This window comes from Enterobacter cloacae complex sp. 309I3, from assembly GCF_050031595.1.
Lineage (GTDB): Bacteria > Pseudomonadota > Gammaproteobacteria > Enterobacterales > Enterobacteriaceae > Enterobacter > Enterobacter cloacae.
In genome coordinates this window covers 1,256,490-1,274,752 of record NZ_JBLGWI010000001.1, presented here as the reverse complement: position 1 = coordinate 1,274,752, position 18,263 = coordinate 1,256,490, and the positions used below count along the sequence as shown (strand labels likewise).

The 18,263-nt window shown below is 52.9% G+C and carries 20 protein-coding genes; 8 read left to right on the top strand and 12 right to left on the bottom strand.

The features are described from left to right. Positions 1 to 88 precede the first annotated feature (88 nt). From ACQG22_RS05940 to ACQG22_RS05905, 8 genes are all read right to left on the bottom strand, one after another. Positions 89 to 1,087, bottom strand: a complete 999-nt coding sequence (locus ACQG22_RS05940) for a fimbrial protein (RefSeq protein ID WP_369706355.1) — start codon at positions 1,085 to 1,087, stop codon at positions 89 to 91. A 14-nt stretch (positions 1,088 to 1,101) separates the two neighbouring features. Beyond that, positions 1,102 to 1,638, bottom strand: coding sequence for a helix-turn-helix transcriptional regulator (locus tag ACQG22_RS05935; RefSeq protein ID WP_058651700.1), 537 nt, complete (start codon positions 1,636 to 1,638; stop codon positions 1,102 to 1,104). Next, complete coding sequence (locus ACQG22_RS05930) at positions 1,638 to 4,148, bottom strand: fimbria/pilus outer membrane usher protein (RefSeq protein WP_369706354.1); 2,511 nt, start codon at positions 4,146 to 4,148, stop codon at positions 1,638 to 1,640. Before ACQG22_RS05930 ends, ACQG22_RS05935 begins: the two co-directional genes overlap by 1 nt. A gap of 19 nt (positions 4,149 to 4,167) precedes the next feature. Further along, positions 4,168 to 4,866, bottom strand: coding sequence for a fimbrial biogenesis chaperone (locus tag ACQG22_RS05925; RefSeq protein WP_246931585.1), 699 nt, complete (start codon positions 4,864 to 4,866; stop codon positions 4,168 to 4,170). Between the two features lie 108 nt (positions 4,867 to 4,974). Further along, complete coding sequence (locus tag ACQG22_RS05920) at positions 4,975 to 5,523, bottom strand: fimbrial protein (RefSeq protein WP_246931586.1); 549 nt, start codon at positions 5,521 to 5,523, stop codon at positions 4,975 to 4,977. Between the two features lie 43 nt (positions 5,524 to 5,566). Then, on the bottom strand, positions 5,567 to 5,944 hold the full coding sequence (locus ACQG22_RS05915) for a hypothetical protein (protein ID WP_130626529.1): 378 nt from the start codon (positions 5,942 to 5,944) through the stop codon (positions 5,567 to 5,569). Positions 5,945 to 6,381: 437 nt separating this feature from the next. Then, positions 6,382 to 6,507 carry a hypothetical protein gene (locus tag ACQG22_RS05910; RefSeq protein ID WP_255250417.1) on the bottom strand — a complete coding sequence of 42 codons (126 nt, stop codon included), beginning with the start codon at positions 6,505 to 6,507 and terminating at the stop codon, positions 6,382 to 6,384. 139 nt (positions 6,508 to 6,646) lie between these two features. Continuing rightward, entirely contained in the window at positions 6,647 to 7,003 is a 357-nt protein-coding gene (locus tag ACQG22_RS05905) for a hypothetical protein (RefSeq protein WP_246931587.1), read from the bottom strand. Positions 7,004 to 7,226: 223 nt separating this feature from the next. Here ACQG22_RS05905 and ACQG22_RS05900 point away from each other — a divergent pair, with 223 nt between their 5' ends. The 7 genes from ACQG22_RS05900 (at position 7,227) to ACQG22_RS05870 (ending at position 13,212) form a co-directional block, all read left to right on the top strand. Then, entirely contained in the window at positions 7,227 to 7,895 is a 669-nt protein-coding gene (locus ACQG22_RS05900; RefSeq protein ID WP_029883740.1) for a helix-turn-helix transcriptional regulator, read from the top strand. Beyond that, on the top strand, positions 7,885 to 8,688 hold the full coding sequence (locus ACQG22_RS05895; protein ID WP_369706353.1) for a PhzF family phenazine biosynthesis protein: 804 nt from the start codon (positions 7,885 to 7,887) through the stop codon (positions 8,686 to 8,688). The genes ACQG22_RS05900 and ACQG22_RS05895 overlap by 11 nt, the downstream gene beginning before the upstream one ends. A gap of 117 nt (positions 8,689 to 8,805) precedes the next feature. Further along, complete coding sequence (locus ACQG22_RS05890) at positions 8,806 to 9,144, top strand: DMT family transporter (RefSeq protein WP_029883738.1); 339 nt, start codon at positions 8,806 to 8,808, stop codon at positions 9,142 to 9,144. 14 nt (positions 9,145 to 9,158) lie between these two features. After that, positions 9,159 to 9,482, top strand: a complete 324-nt coding sequence (locus ACQG22_RS05885) for a DMT family transporter (RefSeq protein WP_058651695.1) — start codon at positions 9,159 to 9,161, stop codon at positions 9,480 to 9,482. Positions 9,483 to 9,493: 11 nt separating this feature from the next. Beyond that, positions 9,494 to 11,875 (top strand): choline trimethylamine-lyase, encoded by a 2,382-nt coding sequence (gene cutC, locus ACQG22_RS05880; protein WP_108453291.1) that lies wholly within the window; start codon positions 9,494 to 9,496, stop codon positions 11,873 to 11,875. Next, positions 11,838 to 12,797, top strand: coding sequence for a glycyl-radical enzyme activating protein (locus ACQG22_RS05875; RefSeq protein ID WP_248091050.1), 960 nt, complete (start codon positions 11,838 to 11,840; stop codon positions 12,795 to 12,797). The genes cutC and ACQG22_RS05875 overlap by 38 nt, the downstream gene beginning before the upstream one ends. Positions 12,798 to 12,993: 196 nt before the next feature. After that, positions 12,994 to 13,212 (top strand): YgdI/YgdR family lipoprotein, encoded by a 219-nt coding sequence (locus tag ACQG22_RS05870; protein ID WP_029883734.1) that lies wholly within the window; start codon positions 12,994 to 12,996, stop codon positions 13,210 to 13,212. A gap of 101 nt (positions 13,213 to 13,313) precedes the next feature. Here the strand turns inward: ACQG22_RS05870 and ACQG22_RS05865 are convergent, their stop codons facing one another. The 4 genes from ACQG22_RS05865 to budA all read right to left on the bottom strand — a co-directional run bounded on the left by ACQG22_RS05865 (position 13,314) and on the right by budA (position 17,189). Beyond that, a complete protein-coding gene (locus tag ACQG22_RS05865) occupies positions 13,314 to 13,787 on the bottom strand; it encodes a cold-shock protein (RefSeq protein WP_013097650.1) in 474 nt (157 codons plus the stop codon). Between the two features lie 138 nt (positions 13,788 to 13,925). Next, entirely contained in the window at positions 13,926 to 14,696 is a 771-nt protein-coding gene (locus ACQG22_RS05860; RefSeq protein ID WP_013097651.1) for a (S)-acetoin forming diacetyl reductase, read from the bottom strand. A 20-nt stretch (positions 14,697 to 14,716) separates the two neighbouring features. Beyond that, positions 14,717 to 16,438 carry an acetolactate synthase AlsS gene (alsS, locus tag ACQG22_RS05855; protein WP_176601416.1) on the bottom strand — a complete coding sequence of 574 codons (1,722 nt, stop codon included), beginning with the start codon at positions 16,436 to 16,438 and terminating at the stop codon, positions 14,717 to 14,719. Then, on the bottom strand, positions 16,410 to 17,189 hold the full coding sequence (gene budA / locus ACQG22_RS05850; RefSeq protein WP_014831009.1) for an acetolactate decarboxylase: 780 nt from the start codon (positions 17,187 to 17,189) through the stop codon (positions 16,410 to 16,412). Before budA ends, alsS begins: the two co-directional genes overlap by 29 nt. Before the next feature lie 105 nt (positions 17,190 to 17,294). On the opposite strand from budA, the gene ACQG22_RS05845 reads away from it, so the two are divergent. Next, positions 17,295 to 18,176 (top strand): LysR family transcriptional regulator, encoded by an 882-nt coding sequence (locus ACQG22_RS05845; RefSeq protein WP_020684590.1) that lies wholly within the window; start codon positions 17,295 to 17,297, stop codon positions 18,174 to 18,176. The last annotated feature ends 87 nt before the right edge of the window (positions 18,177 to 18,263 follow it).

The following is an 18,263-nucleotide window of genomic DNA, read 5'->3' as shown; positions in this document are numbered from 1 at the left end:
GGTGGTAAGGTTATGGTCAGGCTGCCTGTTAATGACATACTAAATGCAGTGTATAGTTAAATTCCACAAAGTTAGATTTTATCAATAGTCATAAATAGGAAATGTTATAGTAAAAACCAGCAGTAAAACTCCCGGGGCTAATGGCTGTATCGGTTCTAATAATCTGAGCAACAAAAGGGATTTCAAAAGCAGAATTATCGGCAACACCCACATCCAGCGCCTCGCCCAGTTTTACAGGGTTGTTATTGAACAATAACTGGACCCCCACACCTGAGCTCGTACTATCGGCATCAATATTTAACACTCCCTCTTCTGAGGAGGTAATCTGGTTTTTATCAGTCAAGGTAATACTTACCTTAGGACTACCCTGACAATTCAGTTTGACTGAAAAAGCTGTTGCTCCGACAGTGCTGCCAATAGAAGGAAGCGCACTGACTGTAACCGGACTCAGTTGGACGATATCAGGTGTGGCCGCGTCTACGTTACAGGTACTTTCTTTGATATTGGCTGATACAATTATATTTGCCATTGTAAGATTCCCTGCGGTTATCAGGTTTGACACCGAATAAGATAAACTACCCGCAGAGGTAGTTTGGGCCGTTTTGATTAGTTCAAGCACAAACTTCATATAGCCAGTACCAAAGTTATTATTGCATGCGGTAGCACAGCCGTTAATGAAAATATTGGTGGTAAAAGGAAGATTCGTTTCGTTCGCCGGAAACTGCGCATAGCCCTTAGAATCATAAAGCGAAAGTCTAATACCAATACCATCAATATTAGTATTATAGGTATTAGTAACTGAGCTCAATGCGTTACTCATTGTGGTTGTCAGGACGAAACTGACCGCATCCGTGGCAGTATCGCTACACATAATCCCCTGATGAGACGCAATAGAATCATACTGGTAGACTTTACGGTAAAGTACGGTTCCAGTCTGAGAATCTATCGGCGCCTGAATATCGCCAACATCGATTGCTATATCATTCACGTTACCAATGTAAAACCTACAGTCTGCAGCTATTACCGCTTTTGAAATTATCATCAGAAACAGAAATACGAATACCCCTGCCTTTACAGAAATGTTCATTCAACCCTCATCAATCAGCCAAAATGGTTACGGTATGTTTGATACATCAAGCCAACCTTAAACAGCTCGGCATCAGATTTAATATACAGTTTATCCATCAGGCGCCGCTTATAGGTGCTGATCGTTTTAATTGATAAACCATAGTGTCTGGACATGTTATGCGGCGATATCCCAAGAATAAACCAGGACAGTACGCGTAACTCCTGCGTTGAAAGTTTTAAGTGTGTTCTTGTTCGTACAAGGTGTTTTTTTGCTTCATGCTGTCGGTTTATTCTCCGGGACAGAAACTCCTGCATTTCGCGGGCATTGTAACGCGCGGTCAAATAATCCCATTGTTTTTCCAGGCAAAAAATTCTGACCAGCGATTCCATGTCCGGCCCTGCAATAATCATATGTTCATTATTGGCTGTCCGCATCCACGCACCTGTCTCATCTGAACGGATTTTACACAGCGTATATTTTTTCGCTAATAGCGGATGCGAGGCGATCAATTCCACCATGGCTGAAAAGAAAAATTCATTATCAGTAAATACACAAACTAAAACTTTCATTAGCGTCCTGACGTTGTTACGTCGTATAAATTACAGATTGCGTCGAAGGTCAGCAATTTTTTTCCCGCCGTGGACGGGAGCGAATACTTCATTTTGCAGCGGGACGCTGTGTCATCTGCCCAGCGAAGTTCCAGTACTCCGCTTTGCTGCGCCAGACGGGCATACAGGCGCCCCCCCTGCCCGACATATCCCACTGTCTGATGACTGGCATCGATGGCACGAGCCGAGAAAGGCACACCTTCTCCGTTGCTCCGACGTACCGTCACCAGTACCGGCACGCCTTCAGCGGCACGATATTTCACTTTCACCACGGCACCCGCGTACGGGATCACCTGCTGGCTGGTGCTGTCGAGATCCAGGTCATCCTCTACCGAGGTGGGATCTATCGACACGCTATTTTTCTGATAGGGCATCAGATTTGGCACCAGCGCATAACCAGCACGGTTAACGCGCGTTCCGGCGTAGCCCGGTATTTCAGCCCCTTCAGCACCTTTCGCCTCAACCAGCGCGAAGGTGTTGCCGGTCCAGGGAGAGAAAGTCACGCCACCGGAATGCGCGACTGCGGTACCGCTCATTCCCAGAGAGCCACTCTTCCACGCCTGACCCTGGGCATAGTTTGCCGTGAGGGTGGAAACCGGCCCGGTCCACGTGCCGCCAATTTGCCCGGAATCTCCCGACTGATGCTGATGCGATGCCCCGGCATTCCAGCTAAATTGCTGTCGTTCACCTGCACTGCCGGAAAGCGCAACCTGCTCGCTGAAATGTCCCTTACCGTCACGCGACATCTGCCCGGTAAGCAGCGGCGAGGAGATCCCTCCCAGCGGCATGTTGAAACTCAGTGTCCAGATATTCTGAAAATCACCCCCGGCCGTGCGGCTGCGGTTAACCCCCAGATTCCAGTTCACCCTGCCCGTGGTCAGGGTGTAGCCCGCCTGATACTGCTGGTCGTAGCCTTTTCGGCCCCAGTAATCCTGCAGGATACCCGTCACATACAGCTGTCCCCATTTATCGGGTAACCCCTGGTTGAGGGTCAGCGTCATACGATTGCGGGTTTTACCTGTCCGTCCGTCTGTTCCCTCACCAGGCCGCTGCTGATGTAAAAGGGCGGCATCCATCAGAGAAAGATAATTTCCCGTCGAGTATCGCCAGGTAGCCAGTGAAAACTGCGTCTGGCTCGCCGGAATAAATTTGCTGTAACTCAGCCGGATGCTTTCTCCCCGCAGCGTCTGTTCTCTTAGCCGGGTTTGCGACCAGGTGGTATCGAATGACACCGCGCCGACAGGCGTTCCCACCGCAAAGCCGGCCTGCATGGCCTGATAAAATGACGTCGCCTGTATCCCTCCTGAGCCGGTCAGGCGGTTCGTCAGCCCCCGCTGATAGGTCACTTCACCAAATGCCGAACGTTCACTGAGATAATCCCCCCTCAGCCTGCCCGCCGTCGCGCTGTAACGGTGTGTTCCCGGGCGCAGCAGCTGCGCAACCGATGCATAGGGAACGTCAAAAAAATGTTGTGAGCCGTCCGCCTCACGTACCGTGACGTTCAGATCGCCGCCATAACCGCTCGGATACAGATCGTTGATAACAAAGGCCCCGGGCGAAACAGACGTCTCGTAAATGAGTTTACCGTTCTGATGAACCATCACTTTCGCGTTGGTTTGCGCCACGCCACGGATCTCCGGCGCGTACCCCCGCCGGGAGGCGGGCAGCATCCGGTCATCGCTGGCGACCGATGCCCCCGTAAACGCCACAGAGTCAAATAGCTGCCCGGAGGTGTTCGATTCCCCTAACGTCAGGTTTCCCTCAATACCCGCCAGTGGATGCTGCACGTAGCTGTTAAGCACGGTATATTTTTTCTGCTGCGTGCCATTCTGCTGCTGCCAGCTTAACGTCCCGTTATGGCGAAAATACCAGGAGCCGATATTCAGCCCACCGTTCAGCGCCGCATAGAGGTTGTTATATTCTCCGCCGCTATTCTCGCTACGGTAGCCATTCACGTTATACCCAAGTAATAGCGCGGGGATCCCGGCATCCCAGAGCGCCGGGCTTACCTGGCCGCGCGCGGCATGCTGCAGCAGGGCCTGGGGAATACTGACATCAAGCCGCTGTCTGCCGCCGTTAAATTCCAGATGACTTTCTGGCAGGACAGCCTGCAGATCGCACCATTGCCCGTCGTTATTTACACACAGTCTGTTCTGTTTTAACTGTAATCCTGCGATGGTCGCTGGCGACAACAGAATTCTCTGCGAGTCAGTCTCTTTTCCGCTAATGCGAATATCATCGATCATGACCAGCTTATTATTCAGGTAAATATCCGCCCGGTACCGGCCCGCCGGCAGTCCGTTTTTCATATACGCCGACAGGTCGACTTTTTCCGGATGTGAGATGCGCAAAAAATTACTGTCAAACTGTATGTCATCGTCAGCCTGAACGCCGGAAGAGAAAAACAGCGCAGAAATCACCCCGCAAGCCACGCCTGAAAGCGGTGGCCATACCGATAATCCCTTCTTCATAACATCCGAGTCCTGTGAATTAATTTTTCAGGAGACCATTTGCGGAACGCTCAGCACCATAATCATTGATATATGTCCAGGTGATATCTCCGCCGGAGGCGAGAGCATGTCCGCGTTTTATCGTGAACGTTTTTTTGCCCCAGGCAGGCACGACATCCCCCACCGTCTTCCAGTTACCGGATGCCACCCCTGCCAGAGAAACGCTCCAGGGCGTGTTATTGATTGCTTCCAGCTGCGTGGTAGATACTTTTCGCCAGCTGAGCTGCTGCGCGGCTTTTTCAGGTGTTCCGGCGAGGCCTTCAGGGCGATAAAATAATTTAATGCGTGTCCGGAAAGCCATTTGCAGTTTATTTACCGCCGTTTTATTGACCGCCGGAATTTCCAGTACATTGATCCAGAAAACCGATTCCCGGTCCCGGGGTAGCGTATTTTCCACAGCAGATATACGCAATGACTGCCCCTGTTCCGGATTAATTCTGGCGATAGGCGGCGTAATTACAAAAGGCGTATTCAGTTTGTCGGGTGATGCCTCACTGTTTCCGTCATCTATCCAGTTTTGGGTCAGCACCGGCTGTGAGCCATGATTTTTAATTTCCAGCGCTATCTCTTTTTTTCCCTGCGGATAGATAACGCGCGTTCCGGAAAGAGAGATCGCTGCCGCAGCGATATGATTAAAAAAACAGAATAAAATAAGCGTACCGATAAATTTTAATTTCATATTGTTCCATTCTGGTAAAAAACGGCCTGATTCCTCAGGCCGACGACAGACCTCAAGAAGATCACACTCCTTGTTTAATTATTGTTATATCCGTACTGTGCGATTAAATCAGAGATAAATAATACTGTACGTCACAGAGCTGGCTACTGCCCCGGATGTCGCCGCCCCGGTCGCATAATAACGGACGGCATAATTCAGCGTGCCGGTACTGGACGACGCATCAATCGTGGTTCCGGACGTGGACTGTGAAGCATAGTCACCCGCCATAATGACGGAGCTGTTGTCATCCACATCAAGCAATTCCAGCTCGACGTTTGTTGCTCCGGCGGTATCCGAGTTGTTTAAGCGCCCGGCGCTGTTAACCTGTCCCCCCGCTTCAAAAAAAGCGCGGGTTTTAGTATTTGCAGGGTCACAACCGGTCAAATTAATGGTGAACGCGGTTGCCCCCGCTGTCGCTCCTGCTGCACTTAATGCTGAGGTCGGTACGGCGGGTAAAGATACCGTGCCATCAGCACTACCATTATTTACCACCGCCGCACAGGTCTCACTGTTTACCGAACCGGTAAAGGTGATCGTCCCCGAACTCGCGGCATAAACCAGAGTGCTGGTGATGGCATAAGTGCATACCGCCAGAAATATCTTAAATTGATTAGACATCCTTACAATCTCATTTAAAAAAAGTTAAGTTGCTTATGCATTCTTAAAATGCTTCATCATTAATCTCAGCCTGGGTAATAAAGAAGACCTTCACTTTTTCGAGCGAATAGGTCTTCCCTTTATTTGACGAAATAAATTCGTAAGGGATACCCAATGTAAACAGGCTGAGTTTCAGCTGGCCTATTGCATGCCATAATTGCCTGCTGGATGACTTAAGGCCGTACTTTTCCCATACCTGATGTAATAATTCATCGCGGCTGATCTCTTTTCGGACTGCGTGCTCCAGAAGATAGGCAAAAAGATTCATCTTTGTCTTCTGAAAACGCATCCCTCCTTTTCGGGGAGCCTGCGAATTATCAATCCATCCGACAAGCAATGTTTCCCGGTTTATCCAGAGACGGGAGCCATTATTAAATTCCACAATATAACCGCTACACGCTGCCTGACAGGCGACAAGATCCCTATTCTTTTTTATACGAATACCTCCCTAAAACTGGCTTCAGGATTAATACCACTGTCACTGTGAGGTTATATTGTGTTTAGTAACGATAAATGTGTCAATCAGTGAAAAAACCAACCCCTTTAACCACATAAAATGCAAAAAAGCAGTCAAACACACCAAAAACAGAAAGAAAAATGAAGCAAAAAACCACTCCAATTTATAATTCCACAGTTTATAAATGATAATGTTGAATTGTAATTACCACTAAATTTGTGAGGTTTTTTGTCTGAAAAACTATTTTTTTTAGCGATTTATACTGATTACGAAAAGTAATAACAGCTTAACTAATGCTTCATTTGTTTTTGTCAGGCGGGAAAATGCCTCTTTCTCACCCGTCTGGCATAAGGCGGCGAACCTCAGGCAGAAAATATGCGAAAGAGCTGGTAAACGTAGTTGATGATGCAAAGCAGAACGACGGCATAAACGAAGCCTCGCTCTGACCATTTGCTCCAGCCGGTGTTCTTTTGACGATCGCTGTTCATATACCCCCCTTAACGGATGCCAGTGGGGGTATATTATAAACACAATGAGTAATAATCAACTTTTTGTTGAATTATGACTTCTCAGTTACGCGGACGATACGGGAAGGGGGACCGCCCACATGTCCCACTATTTCGACAATCACCCGCCAACACAGGGTGTTAACACCCGAGCAAGTTCTTCATTGGTCTGTTTTGCACCAGAGATGAGGGTAATATCGATAAAGTTTGCCCCCGTTGTATGAGACATATCGATCTGGGCAATCAGCCTGTCCCCTTTAGCAATATCAAAAAAGTTGGGGGTATCCCGCTCAGGGAAAATCAGCTCCACGTCGTAGCCGTCCGCAATGAGTGCGCTTCGCATACAGTGATAGCGCCCATCCAGCCCGGGATGGGCAGAAACAGTGAAGGGTTGATAGGTCGTAGCCTCGCCAAAAGGCCGTACCAGCTGGCATGCTGTCAGCAGCACTACGGCCACCATTACGCTCAGGATCTTCATCGTATTCCTTAAAAATTATGCTGTTCCGGTCTCTTTAACCGTACGGTGAGCCCTGAAATCTACGCGCACATAACACCAACATCAACTTTTTGTTGATATTTAAACATAACAGGTATAATTTGACGCTACGGAGAGGCCGTCTCAGCCAGGAATGGCGAGGGACGGAAATGAAAACGAGCGATTAAACAGAACATCTGACCATGCCGGATAGAGAGGAACACGAATGAAATCAGATTACGCGAAACATATTGAACTGATTTCCGGGCCACTGGAAGCGGCAATGGAAGCACTGGCAGGTACGTTGTCGGCGAACCAGGAGATTGTGTTACATAACCTGACCACACCTGAACAGTCCGTTGTAAAAATTATCAACGGGCATGTGAGCGGTAGAAAGGCGGGTGACAATCTCTTATCCGGTCCTGAAAAGGACAAAGGCTTTGCTCTGCTGCTGAAAAACAGCCAGGACAGCACCCCGGTTACAGTCAAAAATTATAAAACCGTCACTGCATCCGGGAAGATCCTGAACAGCGCCTCAACCATTTATTACAGTGATGAAGGGGTACCGTTAATGGCCTTTTGCATCAATGTCGATACCTCCCCTTATGAGCAAATGCGCAAGTACCTGGACGCGATAGCGGTCAGCCCGCTTGCAGAGACGGACCCGCAGGATATGAACCTGGGAGGTATCATCGAGCAGTCAATCCAGGAAATTATTGATAAGCATTCGGTCCCGGGTAAAAAAGTCCAGAAAGCACAGCGGCTAAAAATTGTTGCGGAAATGCATGCTAAAGGCATTTTCAAAATGCGAGGCGGTGTCCAGCACGCGGCGCAGGCCCTGGGAGTGACCCGCTATACGGTCTATAACGATCTTGAGGTGATGGGTGAAAAATAACAGCCCCCGGCGCATCCCGTTTTACCAGGTTGACGCCTTCTCTGACGGCCCCTTTACCGGCAACCCAGCAGCAGTCTGCCTGCTGGACGCCTGGCCAGAAGACTCTGTTCTCCAGCATATCGCCACAGAAAATAACCTTTCTGAGACTGCGTTCGTGGTTAAACAGGACGACGGTTTCAGGATCCGCTGGTTTACGCCTGCGGTGGAAGTGGATCTCTGCGGCCATGCAACGCTCGCGGCGGCCAGCGTTCTGCTAGGTGACGAAAGTGCTGGCAAAAGCATTCGCTTCTTTTCGCGCAGCGGTGAACTGACGGTGACCTCAAACGGCGGCAAATTCACGCTCGATTTTCCACAGTCCATCCCCTCTCTCATTGAGGCTCCGCAGGGGTTGCTTAGCGCGCTGGGGCTGGAAGAAGGGACAGGCGAAATCTGGCAAGCCGCCGATCTCATCGTGGTGATTGATGACGAAGCGCAGTTAGACACCCTTAACCCTGACTTTGCCGCCCTCAATACTTTTAACACGCGTGGCGTGGTCGTTACCGCTGCATCACGTACCTATGATTTTCGTTCTCGCTGGTTTGGCCCTCAGGTAGGTGTGGACGAAGATCCGGTGACGGGCTCCGCGCACACCTTTCTGGCACCGCTGTGGAGTGAAAAGCTGGGCAAGAAAACGCTGCATGCCCAACAAGGGGGATGCCGTAAAGGAGAGCTGATTTGCCATATTAAGGATAACGGGCGTATCGCGCTGACGGGTGAAGCGTGTCTGATTATTGAAGGGACCTTTATTCTGTAAGCACACGGATGTGTGTTTAATTTCTTATATTTAAATTATTCATTTCCGGGAGGTGAACACACAGCATCGGTTTTATTGTAATCCCTACGTATTATTTTATTTTGTGAGAATAATTCAATGACGTTATCCAAAAGCGTTACCGCACTGATTGCGGCGGTATCCATTGAAGTGATTGCCACAACATTATTATCGCTCTCAAACAGTTTTCAGCGTCCTGCTGTGGGAACCGCTGCGATAATATGCTACGGAATCAGTTATTATTTTTTATCCCTCGCATTACGCAGAATTCATATTGGCGTGGCGTACGCAATTTGGTCTGCGTTCGGCATATTCAGCATTAGCTATATTCAGACGCGTATTTTTCATTTTACGCTCGGGCAGAATGCATGGATGGGTTTATGCCTGGTCATCAGTGGAATAATCATATTAAACCTGGCGATTAAGCAAAATAAATAACACAGCGAACAATTATGTTTACTCTATTAACCTATCTGTTTTGGCTGATTATTTCAGTCACGATGGAAGTTATCGGCACGCTTCTGCTACCTAAAACGGATAATTTTAAAAATATCCCGCTAACCATTCAATGTCTGGTGTGCTACGTCATTTCATTTTATGCCTTGTCGATGCTTATGGGAGCCATTTCACCCGTGGCGGCCTACGCCCTCTGGTCAGGTATGGGGATAGTCATGATTACGCTTATGAGCAGCCTGTTTTACCAGTTGCGCAGCAGCATTCTCGAAAAAGTTGGGATCTGCTGCATTGTGGCAGGACTGATCGTCATCGCCATTTGAGGAGAGACAGCATGAACACAGAACATCTTTCCCTGCGAGTGATACAGCTTCGTGATAAGTACCTGCAGGCAAAGCCTTTTGTCTCTGCACACCGGGCCGTCAGCGTCACCGAAGTGTATAAAGAAAACCCCGGGATGGATAACACCCTGTTAAGGGCGCTGGCCTTCCGCCGCGCCTGTGAAAAGGCTCCCCTGTACGTGGCCGATAATGAACTGATCGTCAGCCATCCGGCCGGGGGCGCACGGGGCGGCGAAGTCTCGCCTGAAATAAGCTGGCGCTGGGTGGCCGGAGAGCTGGATAACCTCCCCCATCGCGCGCAGGACCCGTACCAGATTGATGATGAAACACGGCGTTTGCTGCGGGAAGAGGTGTTTCCTTACTGGGAAGGTCGCTCGCTGGACGAGATGGCGCAAACCCGGCTCACGACGCTCGGGCTGTGGGAGTGGTGCCACGACGACGGGATCTGCGATGTCACCATCAAAACCCAAAACGGCGGTGGCGACTCCTGCCCGGGCTACGACACGCTCCTGCTTGGCAAAGGCATAAAAGGGATTCGGGACGAAGCATCGGCACGTCTGGCTGCACTCGATGCGACTACGCCCGACTATAGCGACGCCTTTAATTTTTACACCGCCATGCTGCATACCTGCGACGGTGTAGTGACCTATGCACAACGCTACTCGCGCTACCTGGCGCAGCTTGCCGAAACGGAAAATGACCCTCTGCGCAGGGACGAGCTGCTGCAGCTTGCCGACATTTGTCGTCACGTACCGGAACATCCGCCGCGCCATTTTCACGATGCGCTACAGGCTATCTGGTTCGTTCACTCTCTCTTTATGCTGGAGGAGAACCAGACCGGCATCTCTCTTGGCCGCGTCGATCAATATCTCTGGCCGCTGCTGGCGCGCGATCTCAACAACGGTACGCTCACCCGGCAGCAGGCAGAAGAGCTGCTCTGCTGCTGGATGATCAAAATGGCCGAAACCCTGTGGATCTGCAGTGAACCGACGGCCATGTATTTTGCGGGTTACCAGCCTTTTATCAATCTTGTGGTGGGTGGGCAGAAACGCGAAGGCGGCGACGCCACCAACCCGCTGACCCTGATGATCATGGACTGCTCGGCACAATTAAAAATCTACCAGCCCGGGCTGGCGGTACGTATCCACAACCAGTCTCCCCAGCCGTTTATGCGCAAAGTGGTCGACGTCGTGCGCAGCGGGATGGGATTCCCGGCCTGCCACTTTGACGATGCGCATATCAGGATGATGCTACATAAAGGCTTCAGCTACGAAGACGCCCGCGACTACTGTCTGATGGGCTGCGTCGAGCCGCAGAAGTCAGGAAAAATGTACCAGTGGACCTCGGTGGGTTACACCACCTTTACGGCCGCCATCGAGCTGGCGCTGCGCAACGGCCACAATCGTGCCGGAAAGCCGTGCGGCCCGGCAACCGGTGATGTGACGCAATTTACCACGTATGAAGAGGTAGAACAGGCGGTGCGAAGCCAGCTCTCCGCCATCGTTCGCAACGCGGCACAGGCCACGCGGGTTGTACAGAAACTGCACGCCGAGCATGCCCGTAAGCCCCTGATGTCATGCTTTATCGACGGGTGTATGGCGACGGCAAAAGATGTCACCCAGGGCGGCGCCTCCCTGAATGCCGGACCGGGCCTGATTTGGACCGGCCTCGCCGACTGCGTGAACTCGCTGATGGCGATCAAAACTCTGGTCTATGAAACCTCCCGCTTCACGTTGCCAGAGATCGTAGAAGCACTCGACCACAATTTTGTCGGCTACGACGAGATCCAGACCGCCTGTCTGCGGGCACCGAAGTACGGTAACGACATTCTGGCCGTGGACGAGATCGCACGGGAGCTGGTGCGTTTTCTTGAGCAGGAGCACCGCCGGTACCGGATGCTGTATGCGCCATTCGCCTTCGGCACGCTCTCTATCTCCAATAACACGCCGTTCGGGCTTATCACCGGCGCACTGCCCTCCGGGCGTCTGGCAGGTAAACCGCTCGCGGACGGGATAAGCCCGGCTCAGCAAACGGATTACCTCGGCCCTACCGCCATTATCAACTCCGTCAGCCGGATTAACGTTGAAGAGATGGACATTGGCATGGTGCATAACATCAAGCTGATGTACGGCATGCTGGAAACGACAGAGGGGCAGAACAGCCTGATCCACCTGCTGCGCACCGCCAGCGTTCTGGGAAATGCCCAGCTGCAGTTCAGCTACGTGGATGATGAGACGCTGCGTAAGGCCCAGCAAAATCCCGCCGACTATCGCAACCTGATGATTCGGGTAGCGGGATACAGCGCGTTCTTCGTTGAATTAAGTAAAGAGGTCCAGGATGAGATTATCAGCAGAACCACTCAGCGATCCTTCTGATCAGGTGTCCGGCTGGATCTCCAACATTCAGCGGTTTTCGTTACATGATGGGCCGGGGATCCGCAGTATTGTCTTTTTCAAAGGTTGCCAGATGCGCTGCGCCTGGTGCGCCAACCCGGAGGGAATAACCCCCGGCAGGGAGCTCTTTTACCACGCTGACCGCTGCCTGCACTGCGGCAAATGCGCGGCGTTGTGCCCGACAGGGCTTCATCGGCGGATGGAGAATATCCACACCCTGGAACGCGACCGTAGCTGTACAGGCTGTGGCCTGTGCGAAGCACACTGCCCCACCGCCGCGATCGGTGTAGTTGGTGAGCATGTCAGCGCAGGGACGGTCTTTGAACGGGTGATGGCGGACGAGATTTGGTTCCGGCAGTCCGGCGGCGGCGTCACGCTGAGCGGCGGCGAAGTGGCTACCCAGCCCAATTTTGCCCGGGCGCTTATTGATCGACTGAAGACCGAGGATATTCATATCACCCTTGAAACTGCTGGCTATGCCTCCTGGCATGCGCTTCATCAGGCGTCCGCTGGCTGCAATCTGATTATGTACGATTTAAAAAGTGCAGACGACACGCTGCATAAACGTTTTACCGGCGTCAGCAATAAAACGATTGTGCGCAATCTTGCCCGGTTATTACAGGGAGATCAGCAGATCATTATCCGCATCCCGGTGATCCCTGGATTTAATGACGCACCGGATCAGGCGGCGAAGTTACTGGCGTTAATTGCTTCACTGACCCACGGACGGCGCAATTTTCTGGGTGTCGAGTTATTGCCCTACCACCGCTTCGGGACAGGGAAATATAAATTACTCAGCAGGGATTACGGCTGGAATTGCCATTCCGCCAATGTCGATCGCTTCCTGAATATTGCCGGGCACTATCACCTGCCGGTGAACGTCTCGGGTACGCTGGCTGGATAACGGAGAGAAAAGAATGTTAACGAAACCCCATGACAAACAGGAAAAAGTTGTCACGCCACTTGAACGCCGCGCCGTCATAGGCTCGCTCATTTTTATATTCATAATCTATGCAGTGTTACTGATGACTCAATTTTAATGACTGGATTATCAGTAACGCCTTTCGGCCCGTCGTGGCTTTTTTAAATCAGGTATGAAGATGAAGAAGTTAGTTGCAGTTTTTAGTCTGGTATTTCTGTCACTTACCCTTGCAGGATGTTCAAGTGACTATGTCTTACAGAAGAAAAATGGTGAGATGATTATTACGCATGGAAAACCAGAAGTTGATGATGATAACGGTTTAATTACCTATGAAGATGTTGCCGGAAATGAACATGCCATCAACCGCGACCAAATTGTTCAGATGATCGAGAAATAACCCCTGCGGGAATGATGTGGATCGCCTGAACAGGCAACCATTTTACCCTCTTCTCTTCAGGGAAGAGGGTCAGAATGCATGAAACGCCACCCGGCAACAGATTACTTCAGCAGCTTAACCGTAGCGTCGATATCGATTTCATCTTCGGTAAAGATCAGCGTGGTGTTCTGGAAAGTGGTGATCGCCAGCTTCTTCACCGTGCGCATTTCGCCCGGCTTTTTGTCGGTTTTCGGTTTGATGTTATTCATCAGCAGCCCGACAGACAGCACCGCGTTCTCTTTGTCGATGCCCGTATCCGCAGGCTCTTCTTCGCTAAACACCACGAAGGATTTGATGGAGGTGAGCTTCACGCGCTCGCCTGCAATATAGAGGTATTTACTTTCCGGGATCACCTTCACCGCATAGGCGGAAAGGCCTTTGTTATTGGTGGTTGGCTCAAAAGTCACCGCCGCATCTTTCTTGATCAGATCAGGGTTGGCGACCTTAATCACATGAAAATAGCGGTTGTCACCGTTTTCATCTTTGATAAATCCAAAGCCTTTATCTTTAAACCACGTTGTGATTGTACCGTTCATCGCTGTTACCGCCTGTCAAATCGTCATGACTAAAGTTTTGCAGCGCGCAGTGTAATGCACAATGGCGGAGGAGACAAAAAAAAGCCCCTGCACGGGGGCAGGGGAAAACTCATGTCAGAGCTTATTAGTATTACGTTTTTAGTTGAACACCATCCCACCATCGATTAACAGAGACTGGCCGGTCATGTAGTCGGAATCTGGCCCGGCGAGATACGAAACGCAGGCGGCGACATCTTCCGGTTCGGACAGGCGGCCAAGCGTAATGCGTTTGGCAAAGGTTTCGGTGCCATAGCCAAGCGGTTTACCTGCCGCCTCTGACACCTGGCGGTCAATCTCCGCCCACATTGGCGTTTTCACGATGCCCGGGCAGTAGGCGTTAACGGTGATCCCCAGCGGCGCGAGATCCCGTGCTGCGGTCTGGGTTAAGCCACGAACCGCGAATTTACTGGAGCTGTATACCGCCAGTTCGGGGTTACCGGTATGGCCCGCCTGGGAGCAGGCATTGATGATCTTGCCGCCGTGTCCCTCTTTGCGAAACGCGTCAATCGCGGCCTGCATACCCCAGATCACCCCTTTGACGTTGATGTTGTAGACCTTGTCGACAATCTCCGGCGTGATGGATTCGATGGGCGTAGACGGCGCAATCCCGGCATTATTCACAATCACGTTGAAACCGCCCAGCGCGGTGCGGGCTTTCTCAACTGCCGCAAACACCTGGTCGCGGTCAGAGACATCCACCTTCACGGCGATGGCGTTACCGCCGTTACGGATGATTTCATCGGCAACGGCTCGCGCCGTCTCATCGTTATAGTCGGCGATAGCGACGGCAAAGCCATCTTTCACCAGGCGCAGCGCAATCGCTTTACCAATCCCCTGGCCTGAGCCGGTTACGAGAGCAACTTTTTGCATTTCTCTGTCCTTATAGTGAGTCACAAAATCTGGCTGAGATGGAGCTGGCCCATCAGCAGCGGGTTATCGCTGTAGTCAACGGGAATGGCTACCACGGCCGGGCCATTCACATCCATCGCCGCACGCAGCGTCGGTTCAAGGGCATCGGCGCTCTCCACGGCAAAACCCCTGGCGCCAAAGGCATCGGCATAGGCTTTGAAATCGACCGGGCCGAACTCCACGCCGGAAAGGCGCTGGTATTTTTTCTCTTCCTGAATGGCGACCATGTTGTAGCCGTTATCCACCCAGATGATGTGCAGCACGTTGGCGTTAAGACGCACGGCGGTTTCCAGCTCCATGCTTGACTGCAGGAAGCCGCCGTCGCCGGACACCGAGACCACTTTGCGCCCGGGGTTGACCAGCCACGCGCCAATAGCCCACGGCAGCGCAACGCCCATGGTCTGCTGACCGTTGGAGATCATCACCTGACGCGCCCGGAAGCTGTAGAGGTAGCGGGCGATCCAGATGTGGAAGCTGCCCATGTCGACGGTCAGGGTCACGTCGTTATTCACGATGTCCTGCATGGCCCGCACGATACGCAGCGGATGCAGGGCAAACTGGTTAAGCGAGGCACCGCGGCGATCGAGCAGATCGCGCTGATGCTGGCGATCGACCAGGATCTCTGACGCACGCTGGCTCAGCTCCAGCTTGTGATCGATCCGGTTAGCGAGCAGGTTCAGCGTTTCGGCGATATCCCCCACCAGCTCCAGATCCGGTACATAATTGCGTTCTTCATAGGCCGGCAGCACATCAATGTGCACCAGCGTGGCGTCGCCGCTGTTCCACATGGAAGGCTCATACTCCACCGGGCTGTAGCCGATGCAGATAATCAGATCCGCCAGATGCAGCAGCCTGTCGCCCGCCTGGTTATTGAACAGTCCGACGCGTCCGGCAAAGCGGGTGAAGTGCTCCTGGTTCACCGCCCCGGCGGCCTGATAGGTACTGGTGACCGGAATGCGGCTTTTCTCCAGCAGCTTACGCAGCGCCGCGCTGTTGGCAGGCTGGCTCGCCATCAGCCCCAGCAGGATCACCGGGTTTTTGGCTTTGTCGATGAGCTTCGCCACATCGTTAATGGCCGATTCGGGAGCCGGGCCCATCAGCGCCGGGCCGCTGGCCGGTAAAATCGCGCCCGTGGCGGGCTGGTCAACAATATCCTGCGGCAGGCTGACGAACGCGCCCCCCGGCCTGCCGTGCTCGGCGGCACGAAACGCGTTCGATACCACCTCAGCAATCGCATCCGGAGAGCTGACTTCCACTGCGTATTTGGTGACCGGGCTGAACATGGCAACCGTGTCCATGCTCTGGTGCACCAGTTTGGCTTTATCCGCCCGCTTCACCGCTCCGCCCAGCGCCACCACCGGGTCGCCTTCGCTGTTGGCGGTGGCAATACCGGTGATCAGGTTGGAACAGCCCGGCCCGGAGGTAACCAGCGCCACCCCTGCCTTGCCGGTCAGACGCCCTACCGCCGCCGCCATGAACGCCGCATTCGCCTCGTGGCGTACCGGGATGATTTCGATGGACGAATCCAGCAGGGAGTCAAAGACTTTGTCGATTTTCGCCCCCGGGATCCCGAACACCTGCTTCACGCCCTGCGCTTCCAGCTGGCCGACAACCATATCGGCGCCGTGCGCCCACTGACGTGACTGTTTCTCACTGTTCACGGTAGTTCTCCTGTTAGTTTTCGACGGAACGGATCGCTGCATCAAGGTTGCTGGGGTGAAGGTTGGCCTGTAAAAACGCGCTGTCGGCGGGCAGGTCAATCATTAGCTTGTGTATTTCGCCAAAGGTGAGCACGCCGCTCTCCAGCTGGTAATCCAGCAGATGTCCCCCGCCCTGACGGTCGTCGGTAATGAAATGTTCGTGATAGCCGGCCACGTTGATGCCCTGCATATGCTGCGGCGTGCGGAACCCAACCAGCACCCCTTCACGCTGGTTAAAGCGGAACACCGGCTGGTCGTCCAGCACGTCGGTCATCGCGCGGTATGGCGGCGTCTGACGCGGTACGGTACGGGTGTGGGCGTGGCGGAAGTTGCCGTCGATGCGCAGCGCGCAGAACAGGTTATCCGAGGGGATTTGCTGGTCGATCACGTCGTGGATCTGCTGACGGCTGACCGGCGCATCAAAGGTTTTGCGGTACTGCGGCTGGAACCAGGTCATCACCGCGAACGGCGTTTTCTGCTCTGGCTTCGCGGCGCGTGCACTGCCGTCGGCGCGCAGCTGGTACACCTGGCTGCTGAAGGCAATCATTTCGCCGTCCAGCTCGTTGAAGGTGCCCAGACCAAAATCACCGTGTGCCAGCAGATCGGCGATGGTGGTGTCCCCCTCGTAGACGCCGCTTAGCAGGGCGCTCATTAGCGATGTCTGATAGATCACGCTGTCAGGATGCTTAGCGGAGAACCCGCGCAGGGTCTCGCATAAGCTCGCCTCACAGTCGCAGGCAGATGAGTGCATCATCATGCTCGTCCTCTTCAACTTTATTTATAAAGGTTAAATAAATGTTGACCCGATTCAGCAGAGAGTTCCAATATAGAATCCATGCTGGTTTGAGACGTTTTTGATATGGAACTTCGTTATCTGCGGTATTTTGTCGCGGTTGCACGCGAGCGACACTTCACCAGGGCGGCCAAAGCGCTGGGTATTTCACAGCCTCCTCTGAGTCAGCAGATCAAACGGCTCGAAGAGGAAGTGGGCACGCCGCTGTTCAGGCGTCTGACGAGAGGTGTGGAGCTAACCGAAGCGGGAGAAGCCTTCTACGAGGATGCCTGTAAGATCCTGGCGCTGAGCGACGCCGCGCTGGAGAAAGCCCGCGGCATCGCGCGCGGTCTGAACGGCAACCTGTCGATTGGCATCACCAGTTCAGATGCTTTTCATCCCAAAATTTTCGCGCTCATTCGTCAGTTTCAGGTACAGAACATGGCGGTGCAGGTACACCAGGTGGAGGCCAATATGTCTTCTCTGACGGCGATGCTGGCGGAGGGGGAACTGGATATCGCCTTCGTGCGGCTGCCGTGTGAGAGCAGCAAGGCATTCGAGTTAAAAATCCTCGACCGGGAGCCGATGGTGGTGGCACTGCATCGCGACCATCCGCTCGCAACAAGCGGCGATCTGGCGCTGGAGCAACTCCGGGATACGCCAGTGGTGTTGTTCCCGCAGGAGGTCGCGCCCGGCCTGTTCGACCGGGTTTACAGCTGTTGCGAACGGGCCGGAATAGACGTACAGCACGCGCTGCAGTCGTCTCAGCTCTCGTCCTCCCTGAGCATGGTCTCTGCAGGCGGCGGATTCGCGCTGGTGCCGAAATCGATGGCGGCCATCTCTCCGCCGAATGTCACCTACCACGCGCTGAGCTCACCGGAGCTTTATACCGATATCGCGCTGTGCTGGCGGCGCTTTGAACGCTCGCGGACGGTGAAGCGGTTCTTGACGATGATAAGCGAGGAGTAGCGGCCGGTTTGGTTGGTAGTTTTTGTAGGCCGGATACGGCGTACCCGCATCTGGCAATGCCCTTCTGGAAGCCGCCTCGCAAACCTG

Excerpts from the sequence above, each read along its gene's own strand:
- ACQG22_RS05905 (WP_246931587.1), bottom strand. The coding sequence starts at position 7,003 with ATGAAGATCCTGAGCGTAATGGTGGCCGTAGTGCTGCTGACAGCATGC.
- ACQG22_RS05875 (WP_248091050.1), top strand. The coding sequence starts at position 11,838 with ATGAGATTATCAGCAGAACCACTCAGCGATCCTTCTGATCAGGTGTCC.
- ACQG22_RS05935 (WP_058651700.1), bottom strand. The coding sequence starts at position 1,638 with ATGAAAGTTTTAGTTTGTGTATTTACTGATAATGAATTTTTCTTTTCA.
- ACQG22_RS05865 (WP_013097650.1), bottom strand. The coding sequence starts at position 13,787 with ATGAACGGTACAATCACAACGTGGTTTAAAGATAAAGGCTTTGGATTT.
- ACQG22_RS05910 (WP_255250417.1), bottom strand. The coding sequence starts at position 6,507 with ATGAACAGCGATCGTCAAAAGAACACCGGCTGGAGCAAATGGTCAGAG.
- ACQG22_RS05920 (WP_246931586.1), bottom strand. The coding sequence starts at position 5,523 with ATGTCTAATCAATTTAAGATATTTCTGGCGGTATGCACTTATGCCATC.
- ACQG22_RS05890 (WP_029883738.1), top strand. The coding sequence starts at position 8,806 with ATGACGTTATCCAAAAGCGTTACCGCACTGATTGCGGCGGTATCCATT.
- alsS (WP_176601416.1), bottom strand. The coding sequence starts at position 16,438 with ATGCAGCGATCCGTTCCGTCGAAAACTAACAGGAGAACTACCGTGAAC.
- ACQG22_RS05860 (WP_013097651.1), bottom strand. The coding sequence starts at position 14,696 with ATGCAAAAAGTTGCTCTCGTAACCGGCTCAGGCCAGGGGATTGGTAAA.
- ACQG22_RS05930 (WP_369706354.1), bottom strand. The coding sequence starts at position 4,148 with ATGAAGAAGGGATTATCGGTATGGCCACCGCTTTCAGGCGTGGCTTGC.
- ACQG22_RS05885 (WP_058651695.1), top strand. The coding sequence starts at position 9,159 with ATGTTTACTCTATTAACCTATCTGTTTTGGCTGATTATTTCAGTCACG.
- ACQG22_RS05940 (WP_369706355.1), bottom strand. The coding sequence starts at position 1,087 with ATGAACATTTCTGTAAAGGCAGGGGTATTCGTATTTCTGTTTCTGATG.
- ACQG22_RS05845 (WP_020684590.1), top strand. The coding sequence starts at position 17,295 with ATGGAACTTCGTTATCTGCGGTATTTTGTCGCGGTTGCACGCGAGCGA.
- ACQG22_RS05900 (WP_029883740.1), top strand. The coding sequence starts at position 7,227 with ATGAAATCAGATTACGCGAAACATATTGAACTGATTTCCGGGCCACTG.
- ACQG22_RS05925 (WP_246931585.1), bottom strand. The coding sequence starts at position 4,866 with ATGAAATTAAAATTTATCGGTACGCTTATTTTATTCTGTTTTTTTAAT.
- cutC (WP_108453291.1), top strand. The coding sequence starts at position 9,494 with ATGAACACAGAACATCTTTCCCTGCGAGTGATACAGCTTCGTGATAAG.
- ACQG22_RS05870 (WP_029883734.1), top strand. The coding sequence starts at position 12,994 with ATGAAGAAGTTAGTTGCAGTTTTTAGTCTGGTATTTCTGTCACTTACC.
- budA (WP_014831009.1), bottom strand. The coding sequence starts at position 17,189 with ATGATGCACTCATCTGCCTGCGACTGTGAGGCGAGCTTATGCGAGACC.